The organism is Natrinema halophilum (assembly GCF_013402815.2).
Taxonomy (GTDB): domain Archaea; phylum Halobacteriota; class Halobacteria; order Halobacteriales; family Natrialbaceae; genus Natrinema; species Natrinema halophilum.
Genome location: NZ_CP058601.1, coordinates 2,336,397 through 2,347,861, shown reverse-complemented (window position 1 = coordinate 2,347,861; position 11,465 = coordinate 2,336,397). Strand labels below are relative to the sequence as shown.

The window sequence follows — 11,465 nt, the reverse complement described above, 5'->3', positions numbered from 1 at the left end:
CTGTCACGGCGACTCGAATCCGTTCGCGCCAGCCGCCGCTCACTATCGTTCCATTCGCTTCGGGAGTCATCGAGCACTGCGGCTCGTCGAGGAGTATCCATCAAAACAGCGGGGTTTTTCGGACGTCAGGAGCTCGTTGCCGACCGTCGGTTACGAGGGCTGACCACGTGTGAGACGACGTCTCGCAACTTTCAGTCGGCGTCCGCTGTCTACCTGGCTGCTACGACCGGGCACGGTCACGTTTTGTAGCAGTAACTGACGGGATAGGTCGCGCTGGATTCGTGGATTGATCACCTCCGTTCACGCGCTCTATTTTAGGCCACATCAACTTAATCTTTAGCATCATCTAAAAACCGACCGGATACGGTTTTGGAGCCACGACGCCGTCGAAAAGCAGACGGGGATTGCGGTGCAGTTTCACCTGCCGAGTGTGTGAAATTCGTCGTTCGGGCGAATCTCGGCGAAGGTCGCCATTCGATTGCTCATGTTGTAGTACGCAGTGACAGCTCCAATGTCCCATATCGCTTCGTCGCTGAAGCCGACCTCGCGCAAGGCCTCGAGATCAGCAGGTCCGACCTCGGTCGGCCGCTCGGTGAGTTTGACGGCGACGTCGAGCATCGTCCTGTGCGCCTCGCCGATATCGGCCGTCCGGTAGTTCGCGACCAGTTGGTCAGCCAGCATCGGATCGTCCGCGTAGATCCGAACGAGCGCACCGTGAGCTACGTTACAGTAGTAACAGTGATTGACACCCGACACCGCGACGACGATCATTTCGACCTCCTCGCGCTCCAGGGCACTATCCTCGACGAGCGCGTCGTGGTACTCGAAGAACGCCCGGAAGTGGGAGGGTTTGTACGCGAACGCGGAGAATACGTTCGGCGTGAATCCGGCGCGATCGGCTTCGTCAGCGATTCGTTCTTGTAGGTCCTCGGGGAGGTCGTCGAACGACGGCACGGGAAACCGGGCCATCGCGTCGTCGGTGAGTTCGGGAGTCGATTCTGGTTCGGAGTCGGAATCTGGTTCGCTCACACTTCCTCTTTCGAAAGCACCCGTAATAATTCGGCAGGCGGATTTTCGCCGTCTCCTGCTCGACTACTACCGTCTCGAGGACGCCCTCTCTAACTGGGGTCGACGGTGCTGCCGACGCAGCCGCGGGAATCTCTACCAACACGCAACGTCCCTGCCTCCCGATTTCGTCGGTCGATGCCGAGCGGTTGGGCAGCCGTTGACGGCGCTATTACGCGTCCCGATACTCGACACGGCGATGATAAAAGAACGAAGTCAATTCCGACGGGGTGGCCGGGGTTCGGCTCGGCGACTCGAACGTCAGTCGACTGACGTCATCCAGAGCGGTAGTCTTCGTCACGGGATCGGCCCGAATCGGCGGTCGGATCTCGCTCGTGGATGTGCCGGCGGTTACTCATGTCCTCGTCGTCCAGTTGTTGATTCCGGTCGCTACCGCCGGCCTCGGAGCGGCGCTGATTCGATTCGCCGCTTTGCGACCAGTCACCTTGCTCTGATTGCCGCCTTTGCTGACGGTACTGGAGACCCGTGTTCGACTGTTCTCGATTCATGCGACCAGCGGAGCGGTCGGTGTCGTCCTGGTTACGTCTCCGGTCGTATTGTTGGGTGTCCCCGTAGCGACCCTCCGTTCCCTGGTCGTACTGGTCGCCGCCGCGATTCCGCTGACTGCCGGATTGGTGGCCTTCGCTGCGTTGATGCCGGCCGTATTCGGTCTGTCCCTGCTGATACTGGCTGCCGTGTTGTTCACCGGTATTCTGATACCGGTTGCCTCGCTGGCCCTGGCGATCACTCTGATATCGATTTTCGCCCTGACGACCCTGGCTGCTGTGCATCGGCTCGGACTGCGTATCCCTGTTCCCCTGCCAGCGCTGTTGGGGACCGCGTTGCTCTTCGCCTCGCTGATTTCCTTGCTGACTGCTCCGCTCTCGACCGCCACCCTGTTGCCGTCGCGATCGGCCCTGTCTACCCCGTTGCTGCTCGCGCTGGCCCTGGTGCTCGCGCTGGCCCTGGTGCTCGCGCTGGCCCTGGTGCTCGCGCTGGCTCTGCTGGTCGAACGCGTCTCGCTGCGGGCGGTGACCACCGTGGTGTTCCTCTCGCCGGGCTTCGCCACCGTACTCGAGGTCGCTTTGCTCCGTCGCGTTGGTTTCGAAGCCACTGTGTTGCTGTCGGCGGTCGGATTGCCCGCCTCGTTGCTGGGCGCCTTGCCGATGCTGTGAGCGACTTCCCTGCTGGCTGAACTGCTGTCCGGGCTCGCCTGGCTGGTCGGACTGTTGCTTGCGCTGGGAAAAGTCGCCTTCCCCGCGGTCAGACTGACGCCTCCGTTGGCGACCCCGGCCGGTCGTATCGGTAGTCGATCCCCGGCCGGTGGATTCCTCGGTTCCCCTTTCCGCTCGGCCTCGATGTTCTGGCCCCTGCGAGCCCCGTTCATTGCTCCCGCCGCGGCTGAACAGGCCGTGGAGCCAGCCACGGTCGTCTCCCTGTTGCTCTCGATCGGTTCCACGGTTCCGCTCTTCGTCCCGGTTCCCAGTTCGGTGCTCGCTCTCGCCCGAGCGGTCGGTGCTCCGTTCGTCCGTCCATCGTCGGTCGCTGTCGTATCGGTCGTTCATGGTGAAGTAGTGTGGATCGTTCGGTGCGGATCGATCGTCGATCAGTGACTCGCCCGAATAGACGCGCTGATCGCTCGTGGCCGTGGTACTGCGGTGGGTGTTTGACCGAACGAGCTGATAAATCCTGAGCGCGCGTTCGCGTGCATACCGACCGTCTGCCACAGACGGCCGTGAAACCCGTCTCCACGCTGGACGCCGGAATCCTGGCCGTTATCGAACAGTACGTCCCACAGGCCGACGGAGGCTGCGGTCGTTCCGCCGATCTGACTACCGAGTTTGCGGTTGCTGCTGGGTCCCGTTTCCGAGATCGTACTTCTGTGGTGTCTCTCCGTTCCCGCCGAACGCGAACAGTCCGCGAGCGGGTTCGTATTCGTACGTTACCCACTGCGGCAGCGTCTGAGCGCCGATTAGTTTGCGGACAGCAAGCTGCTTGAGCCTGGCATCTGGCGCGTGCTGGTCGTCCAATCGGAGATCGACGATTCCGTCGAAAACGTACTCGGATTCTGGATACTCGCCGTCGCTGGCCGTCGACGCCGCGGCGACGACGGGGACGAACCTGGCCTTGCAGACCGTCGCCCGAATATCTTTGACCAGATCGTGAACCTGTCGATCCTGCAGTAGCGTCTCGAGTTCGTCCAGTGAGTCCAGTGTCACAAGCCCAGTCTCGTTCATCTCGAGGTCGTCGAGCGCGCCGTATAGGCTGTTGGTCAGCTCGCGGCGATCGCTCGGGTCGCGTACCTCGATGATCGCATCTTCGGCGGCTTCACCGACGAATGCGGTCCACTCGTTGCGATGGTCGAGAAACGCGTCGCGGTCGTCAAGCCGATGCGTATAACAATCGACGATCCGAAGGCGATCGTTCTCGAGCGCAGGCAGGACGTTCCAGCCGTTCTGATAGAACCGCTCGAGCGTCGCCGTCGGTGGATTGGCGAAGGAGACGACGACGGCGGGTTCTCCCCGCTCGAGCGCCCGCCAGGCGAGTTCGATCTCGAGTTCGGCGCGACGGGTCCCCTCGTCGCCTAAGAGAAGGAGAAACGAATCCGCAGGGATTCCGTTCGGGACGAGGGAATCGATCGGTTCGATACCCGTCGCAACCCGCTTGTAGGCGTGCGGATCGGTCATCGTGGAATTATCGGCGGCGGCCTCGCGGCAGGCAACCGAGCAGAATCGGCCGTCGTCGCTTTCTTCGGGCTCACCGGGGATCGGGTAGTGACAGTGGTCGCACTCGAGTGGATACTCGGGTGCGCGTTCCGTCCAGAGCTGTTCTGACATACCGGAACGCGCTACCACGAACGGACCAATAGAACCTTTCCCTGCTCATCACCGCACTTACTGATCTCCTCGAACGGAGTCGGTCGCTTCGCGCGGACAGTCCGAATCGGTGGCGTCCCCGCTTCCGTCGTCGTCATCGTCGGTGGGGTCCCTGCTTCCGTCGTCGTCATCGGGTTGTCGCTTCTCCGACTCATCCTGTTGGTTGTCGTTCTCGTCGTCCGGTTCGTTACACTGGTCGACGTCGGTTTCGTCAGGTTCGTCACACTGGTCTTCGTTCTCGTCGTCCGGTCTGTCACGCTGATCGTCATCATCAGGATCGTCCTGCTGATCGTCATCATCAGGGTCGTCCTGCTGACCGTCATCATCAGGGTCATCCTGCTGATCGTCGGCTTCGCCGTCCGATGGCCGTAGCGCGACGAGCTCAGTATTGATCCCGACGTAGAGCGTGTTCTCGTCGACCGCGACCAGTGCCCGTGGATCGAGGTCGCGCTCCCACCGCCACATCACCGTCCCGGACTCGAGATCGAACCCGGTGACCGAACCGTTCTGGAAGGCGATCAGGGTCTCTCCCACGATGAGCGGGGCCTGAGAATGCACGCCGCTGACCGTCCAGTGCTCCCCGTCGTCGTACGGATGGACGCTGATGTCGCCGCCGCCTGGTGCCCCGCCGTCGTAGGTAACTCGAACGTCCGACGTCGCGGCGACGGTGTCTACCGTTTCTCGCCCCACGACTTCGCCCGTGTGGCGGTCAAGAATGGTTTCATCGTTCATGTCGGCTACTTTCCTGCCGAAGACGAACTCGTCGGCTGCCATGAGCAACGTGCTCACGCCGCCCTCGGGTACGACCGCCCACTCGGGTTCGCCCGTTTTCGCGCTCAGCGCGGCGACCCCCTCCTTCTCCTCGACTTCGTTCGAACTGTTCTCGTTACACGGCCTCGTTATCGCGTAGACGGTCCCGTCCACGATGGCGACCGTCTCCGCAGCGAACGACGTCGGGACGGGGTCGCCCATCGCCTCGTTCTCCGGCCGTACCGTGACCCGTTCGCGTCGCCACCGGACCGATCCGTCGTCGCCATCGAGCGCGTAGAGGGTCTCCCCGGCGACGACGTAGAGCGCCCCGTCTGCTGGCGTCGGATTGGTCACCCACTCGATGGTATCGAGTTCCCGCTCCCAGCTGACCGAGCCATCCGCGGCGTCGAACGCCACGACGCGGTCTCTCCCCTCCACGTAGACTGTTCCGTCGACGACTGTCGGCCGTTTTTTCGCTTTGACTTCGGCCTGCCACTCGAGTTCGCCGGTCTCGGCGTCGAGCGCGTGGAGTTGGTTCTCGTAGGTCTGGTAAAAACCGCCGACTCTCTCGTCGGTTTCTGCGTAGTTGGTCAGGAGGAAGATCCGACCGTCGACGACGGCGACTTTTCCGTCGTGCCACGTGCGAAAACTCGGCAGCTCGTAGCGCCAGGCGATGGAATTCGGTTCGGGAAACTCGTCTTCGAGGGGCAGGTAACCGGTGTTTCCGGCGTTGCCCCAGGCCGACGACCACCCGTCAGGAGGGCTGGCAACGCCCGACTGCGCCACGTCGCTTGCGTCGTCTGGATCGGTCGACGATCCTTCCGATGCGAGGACGCCAGTGGTCGAAAGCGTTGCACAGGTCGCCAACAGCGAACGGCGATGCCAGTCCGGCATATCGACGTCACCGCAGATCAGGGACAATACTATCGAGTTCCTATCGAGTATTTGTTCACTATACAACTATTGCACCCGATGGAAGTACGACGGATTCGTGTGGCACCGACGGCTCCCGTGGCGGCGACCGGTTATCCGCCACCGTTTTCCCCCGTAATCGCGACGGTCGCACATGGACAGTGCTCTCGTTATCGGCGGCACTCGCTTTATCGGCCGCCACCTCGTCGACGACCTGCGTGAACACGACTACGACGTGACGCTGCTCACTCGAGGGAACCGCGAGAACCCGTTCGCGGAGGACGACCGCGTCAACCACGTCGAAGGCGACCGGACGAACGAAACGGCTCTCGAGGCAGTGGCCGCGTCCGTCGACCCTGACGCGGTCTTCGACTGCGTCGCCTATCACCCGCGGGACGTCCGAGCCGCGACCGGGATCTTCGCCGACTGCGACGCCTACGTCTACGTCTCGAGTGGCGCAGCCTACGGCCGCGAAGAGATTCCGAAACGCGAGGACCGGACGCCGCTCGAATCCTGTACTGCAGAGCAAGCGACCGACGACTCGTTCGAGACCTACGGAAACCGGAAAGCCGAGGGCGATAGAGCGGCGTTCGCTGCAGCAGAGGAGGGCATCCGTACGATGGTTGTCCGCCCGCCGATCGTCTACGGGCCCCACGACCACACCGAACGACTGGACTGGTGGGTCGATCGCGTGAACCGGTTCGACCGCGTCATCGTTCCCGGAGATGGGACGAACCTCCGCCATCGCGTCTACGTCGAAGACGTCGCCAGCGCACTGCGGATCGTCGCCGAACGCGGCGAAGCCGGCGAAGCTTACAACGTCGGTGATCGACGGCTCGTAACGCTCCAAGAGATGATCGAGTTGATCGCCGACTCGCTGGACAGCGTGGCGCGTAGCGACACGGAACGCACAGACGGTGAGCAAAGCGGGCCGAGAGCGGGCGATGTTGAACTCGTCCACGCCGGCCCTCGAGAACTCGCAGCTGGCGACGTTACACTGGACGATTATCCACTTTACCGGTCGTATCCGCACGTTCTCTCGACTTCGAAACTCGCCGCGTTAGGCTGGGAATCGACGCCGCTCGAGGAAGCGATGCAGCAGTCGGTCGAAGACCACCTCGAGAGCGACCGGGACGGGGACGAAAACGGACCGGATCGGGAGGCCGAAGAGCGCGTGCTGGGGATTCTCGAGACGCTTTGATAGCGTCCTGGCTCCCGAATCGCTTGCTGTTGGCATACAGCGCCGATGATTGCTTGAATGTCGGCGGGACGAACGCCCCGCTGATCTTGCGGGAACGATGCACTCACGCCGCTTCGCTCCACTCAGTCACAAAACCATCCGATTTTCGATCAACCCGGGGTACTCGGCCTGGCAGCATCTGTCGATCACGATGACGAATGACGAGGCGATCGGAACCAGCTATCGCCCTGGATCCGTTGCTCCGAGTAGTATTGCAACAGCACACAGGCAGCGAGTGGTTTAATTATCGCAACGGTCTTTTACTGATCATGTGTTCACGAGCGGGCGCGACTACCGAAGCTTTCTGTGGGGACGTTTCGGACGATGTAGCGCTCAACCGGTATCGCACACTCGTCGAGACGATCGACGACGGGATATATCAGCTCGATTCTGACGGGCACTTCGTTGCGGTTACCGACGTCATCGTCGAAATGACGGGGTACCCTCGCGATGAACTCCTCGGCGAGCACGTCTCGCTCGTTCTCACCGACGACGATATCGATCGAATCGAACGTGAAACCGAAAATCTGCTCGACACGGACGAGACAGGCGTCGCTACCTTTGAGACCGCCGTCCAGACAGCGAACGGAGGGACTTTCCCCTGCGAACTACGTATTACCCCGCTTATCGAAGAGGAGGAATGTCAGGGAACGATCGGCGTTGCGCGGGACATCTCCGAAGAAACGAAGCGGCCAGCAACGTCCGAGTCGACGCGGGCGTCGTACGACTCGATCACGAGCGTTCTCGACGAAGCGAACATCGGCGTCTTCATTATTAATGACAAATTCGAGGTCGCGTCGGCCAACGAGACGATCGAACAGTATCTGGACCTCGATCGAGAGACCCTTATCGGTCGTGACAAACGACGGGTCGTCCGCGAAAACGTGTTGGACAAAATCGACGACCCGGACCGATTCGCGGAGACGGTTCTGGCCACCTACGGTGACAACAGTTACATCGAGGAGTTCGAATGCCACGTCGCCGCAGGCGACGATAGAGAGGAACGCTGGCTCGAACACTGGAGCAAACCGATCGAGTCGGGTCAGTACGCTGGCGGCCGAATCGAGCTCTACTACGATATCACGGATCGGAAACGATCGGAAGATGCCCTCCAGGACACCACGGAACGGTTTCACTCGCTGGTCGACGCCGTCGAAGAGTACGCTATCTTCCGCCTCGATCGGGACGGCCACATAATCAGTTGGAACGAAGGAGCAAGAGAAATCAAAGGCTACGACCGCGACGAAATACTTGGGAAGAGCTTTTCGACGTTCTACACCGAGGAGGATCGAGCGGCGGGCGTTCCCGAGCACAATCTCGAGCAAGCGACGAAAGCAGGATCGATCGAAGACGAAGGGTGGCGCATCAGAAAGGACGGCAGCCGGTTCTGGGCAAACGTGACGATTACGTCTATTTGGGACGGGGACGACACTCACCGTGGGTATCTGAAAGTAACGCGCGATATGACCGATCGGCACGAACGCGAGCAGGAACTCGAAAACGAACTTCAGCGCATTCTTCATCGAATATCGGACGCGTTCTATGCAGTCGACGAAGACTTCCGATTTACCCACGTCAACGAGCGTGCCGAAGATCTCCTCCAATACTCCGAGGAAGAGTTGCTTGGCAAGAACCACTGGGACGTATTTCCGGCGGTCGCTGGCGAGGACGAGGTCCGAACTACCTTCCAGACGGCGATGAACTCACAGGAAGCGATGACCATCGAATTTTACGACGAATCGTTCGGGTTCTGGGTCGAGGCGAATCTCTACCCCTCCGAATCCGGAGTTTCAGTATACTTTCGAAATGTCACCGAGCGCAAAGAACGCGAGCGTGAACTAACGAAGTACGAGACGATCGTCGAGACCGTCAACGACGGCATTTACACGGTCGACGAGAACGGCCGATTCACGATGGTCAACGAGGCGTACACGGAGCTAACCGGGTACTCTCGAGAGGAACTGCTCGGGTCGCACGTCTCACTGGTTGTTGACGACGAGACTATCGAACGGGCAACGGACCTCGAGGCGGAGATGGCGGCGGGAACCGTCGACAAGCCGATGGTAGAAACGGTAATAGAGACGGCAGATGGGGGCCAGGTTCACTCGGAGGCAACGTTCTCGCTGTTACCCGATGACGACCGCGTGCGAATCGGTGTTGCCCGCGACGTCACCGAACGGAAAGAGCGCGAACGAGCGCTGGAAGAGAGCGAACGTCGCTATCGGACGCTCGTCGAACACTTCCCGAACGGAGCAGTCGGGCTCTACGACGAAGCGTTGACGTACACCGTCGCAGGTGGAGAGATTCTGGCCGAACTCGATATTTCATCCGACGAGGTAGTTGGCACCTCCATCTACGAACGCTATTCCGACGACGTAATCGAGGAGATTAAACCACACTTTCGTGCCGTCTTCGATGGTGAGTCGAGGACATTCGAGATGGAGTACCGCGGTCGGCATCTAGTCGGGTATACGCTCCCCGTTCGAAACGCTGACGACGAGATTTACGCCGGAATGTTGATGATGCAGGATATCTCCGAGCGTATGGAATACCGTCGCAAACTCGAGAAATCGAACGAACGACTGGAACAGTTCGCGTATGCCGCGAGCCACGATCTTCAAGAGCCGTTGCGTATGGTCACGAGTTATCTCCAGTTGATCGACCAGCGATACGGAGATGCGCTCGACGAGGACGGAGAAGAATTTCTCGAGTTCGCTGTCGACGGTGCCGAGCGAATGCGCGAAATGATCGACGGCCTGCTTACGTATTCACGGGTCGAAACGAACGGCGATCCGTTCGGAGTGGTCGACTTGAACGTCATCGTCGAAAATGTTCGCGAAGACCTGCAGATACAGATCGAAGAGAGCGACGCCGAAATCACGACCGATAATCTTCCACACGTCGAAGGAGACGCGAGTCAACTCCGACAGGTCTTCCAGAATCTGCTGAGCAACGCGATCGAGTACAGCGGGGACCAACCGCCTCGGGTCGACATCACTACCGACCGCGACGGCAGCGACTGGGTCATTTCAGTTCGTGACGAGGGGGTTGGAATCGAAACCGACGATCAGAAACGCATCTTCGAGGTATTCCAACGGTTGCATACCCGTAGAGAGCACGCAGGGACGGGTATCGGACTCGCGCTGTGTCGCCGAATCGTCGAACGCCACGGCGGCGAGATCTGGGTTGAGGCAGAACCCGGTGTCGGTTCGACGTTCTCGTTTACGCTGCCGGCGGCACGTGATTGCGACGAGTGACCGAACGCTTGTGTCGGATCGACCGGCTGCTGCTCAGGCAAGCCGACCGGTGACGCACGACCGTCGCTATCGGCTGTGGTCGCTCTCCTGGTCGTTCGCTGTCCCAGTGTAGGCCGATCCGGGCGAGTAACAGTGAGACCGTCGCCTTCGAGCGAGTAGCAATCCGGCGCACGTCGATCAACCGTACTCGGAGTCTTCGAATCCCAAAAGCGCAGCGAGCGAACCTCACTTACTAAATGTTCCCGTAAGAAAGGAGTGATATGTTCGAGAAGTCGACGTGGATCCGCCTCCCGCGAAACGTTGTCGTCGGCCACGGCGTCCGGAGCGCGGTCGTGGACGTGGTCGACGATCTCCACCTGCAGGGGCGGCCGCTGTTCGTCACGAGCCCGACGCCCCGCGAGGTCGCTGCGGACCCCATCGCTGCTGACTTCGAGGCTGCCGGGATCGAACCCAAAATCGTAACGGTCGAAAAAGCGACGTTCGACGCCGTCGAGCGAGTCATCGAGGTTGCCGAGGCCGAAGGCGCCGCGTACCTCGTCGGAATCGGCGGTGGAAAGGCCATCGATATCGCGAAAATGGCCAGCTACCATCTCGAAATGGGCTTTCTCTCCGTTCCGACCGCAGCGAGCCACGATGGGATCGTCAGCAATCGCGGCTCCGTCCCCGACGGGGATTCCCGCCACAGCGTCGCCGCAGAGCCGCCGCTTGCGGTCGTCGCCGACACCGCTACCCTCGCCGATGCGCCGTGGGAACTGACGACGGCCGGATGCGCTGACATCATCTCGAATTACACCGCAGTGATGGACTGGCGGTTGGCCAAACGGTTGAAAGACGTCGAATACTCCGAGTACGCCGCCGCGCTCTCGGAGATGACCGCCGAAATCCTGGTCGACAACGCCGAACTCATCCGGCCAGGCCTCGAGGAGTCGGCCTGGGTCGTCACGAAGGCGCTCATGTCCTCGGGCGTCGCGATGAGCATCGCCGGCTCTTCGCGGCCCGCAAGCGGTGCCGAACACCTCTTTTCCCACCAACTCGACCGACTGGCACCCGGCGCAGCCCTCCACGGCCACCAGGTCGGCGTCGGCTCAGTTATGACCGCCTACCTCCATGGAGGCGACCGGGGCATCTGGCGTGATATTCGCAATGCCCTCTCGAGTATCGACGCGCCGACGACTGCGGCGGAACTGGGCATCGACGACGAGACCGTCGTCGAAGCGCTGACCACGTGCCACGAAATTCGAGATCGGTATACGATTCTGGGCGATGGGATGAACGAGCGTGCCGCTCGAGACGTCGCGAAGAAAACCGGCGTCATCGACTGAGCGACCGAGAAACGCTCCGCTAGGAGAGGGAAAACGCCTCTGT

At 61.0% G+C, this 11,465-nt stretch carries 7 protein-coding genes; 3 read left to right on the top strand and 4 right to left on the bottom strand.

What is annotated here, in order from left to right; genetic code table 11:
* Window positions 1-417: 417 nt before the first annotated feature.
* From HYG82_RS32165 to HYG82_RS32150, 4 genes are all read right to left on the bottom strand, one after another.
* Entirely contained in the window at window positions 418-969 is a 552-nt protein-coding gene (locus HYG82_RS32165; RefSeq protein ID WP_179264470.1) for a peroxidase-related enzyme, read from the bottom strand.
* 371 nt (window positions 970-1,340) lie between these two features.
* Window positions 1,341-2,792 carry a hypothetical protein gene (locus HYG82_RS32160; RefSeq protein WP_235217667.1) on the bottom strand — a complete coding sequence of 484 codons (1,452 nt, stop codon included), beginning with the start codon at window positions 2,790-2,792 and terminating at the stop codon, window positions 1,341-1,343.
* Between the two features lie 105 nt (window positions 2,793-2,897).
* Complete coding sequence (locus tag HYG82_RS32155; RefSeq protein WP_179261135.1) at window positions 2,898-3,902, bottom strand: RAD55 family ATPase; 1,005 nt, start codon at window positions 3,900-3,902, stop codon at window positions 2,898-2,900.
* Between the two features lie 57 nt (window positions 3,903-3,959).
* Window positions 3,960-5,585, bottom strand: coding sequence for a PQQ-binding-like beta-propeller repeat protein (locus tag HYG82_RS32150; protein WP_179261134.1), 1,626 nt, complete (start codon window positions 5,583-5,585; stop codon window positions 3,960-3,962).
* 172 nt (window positions 5,586-5,757) lie between these two features.
* Here HYG82_RS32150 and HYG82_RS32145 point away from each other — a divergent pair, with 172 nt between their 5' ends.
* The 3 genes from HYG82_RS32145 (at window position 5,758) to HYG82_RS32135 (ending at window position 11,422) form a co-directional block, all read left to right on the top strand.
* Window positions 5,758-6,804 carry an NAD-dependent epimerase/dehydratase family protein gene (locus tag HYG82_RS32145; RefSeq protein WP_179261133.1) on the top strand — a complete coding sequence of 349 codons (1,047 nt, stop codon included), beginning with the start codon at window positions 5,758-5,760 and terminating at the stop codon, window positions 6,802-6,804.
* 308 nt (window positions 6,805-7,112) lie between these two features.
* Window positions 7,113-10,100 carry a PAS domain-containing sensor histidine kinase gene (locus tag HYG82_RS32140; protein ID WP_179261132.1) on the top strand — a complete coding sequence of 996 codons (2,988 nt, stop codon included), beginning with the start codon at window positions 7,113-7,115 and terminating at the stop codon, window positions 10,098-10,100.
* A gap of 260 nt (window positions 10,101-10,360) precedes the next feature.
* Window positions 10,361-11,422: an NAD(P)-dependent glycerol-1-phosphate dehydrogenase gene (locus HYG82_RS32135; protein ID WP_179261131.1), complete on the top strand. Its 1,062-nt coding sequence runs from the start codon at window positions 10,361-10,363 to the stop codon at window positions 11,420-11,422.
* The last annotated feature ends 43 nt before the right edge of the window (window positions 11,423-11,465 follow it).

Coding starts and splice junctions, on each gene's coding strand:
- HYG82_RS32165 (WP_179264470.1), bottom strand. CDS start 969: ATGGCCCGGTTTCCCGTGCCGTCGTTCGACGACCTCCCCGAGGACCTA.
- HYG82_RS32155 (WP_179261135.1), bottom strand. CDS start 3,902: ATGTCAGAACAGCTCTGGACGGAACGCGCACCCGAGTATCCACTCGAG.
- HYG82_RS32150 (WP_179261134.1), bottom strand. CDS start 5,585: ATGCCGGACTGGCATCGCCGTTCGCTGTTGGCGACCTGTGCAACGCTT.
- HYG82_RS32145 (WP_179261133.1), top strand. CDS start 5,758: ATGGACAGTGCTCTCGTTATCGGCGGCACTCGCTTTATCGGCCGCCAC.
- HYG82_RS32140 (WP_179261132.1), top strand. CDS start 7,113: ATGTGTTCACGAGCGGGCGCGACTACCGAAGCTTTCTGTGGGGACGTT.
- HYG82_RS32135 (WP_179261131.1), top strand. CDS start 10,361: ATGTTCGAGAAGTCGACGTGGATCCGCCTCCCGCGAAACGTTGTCGTC.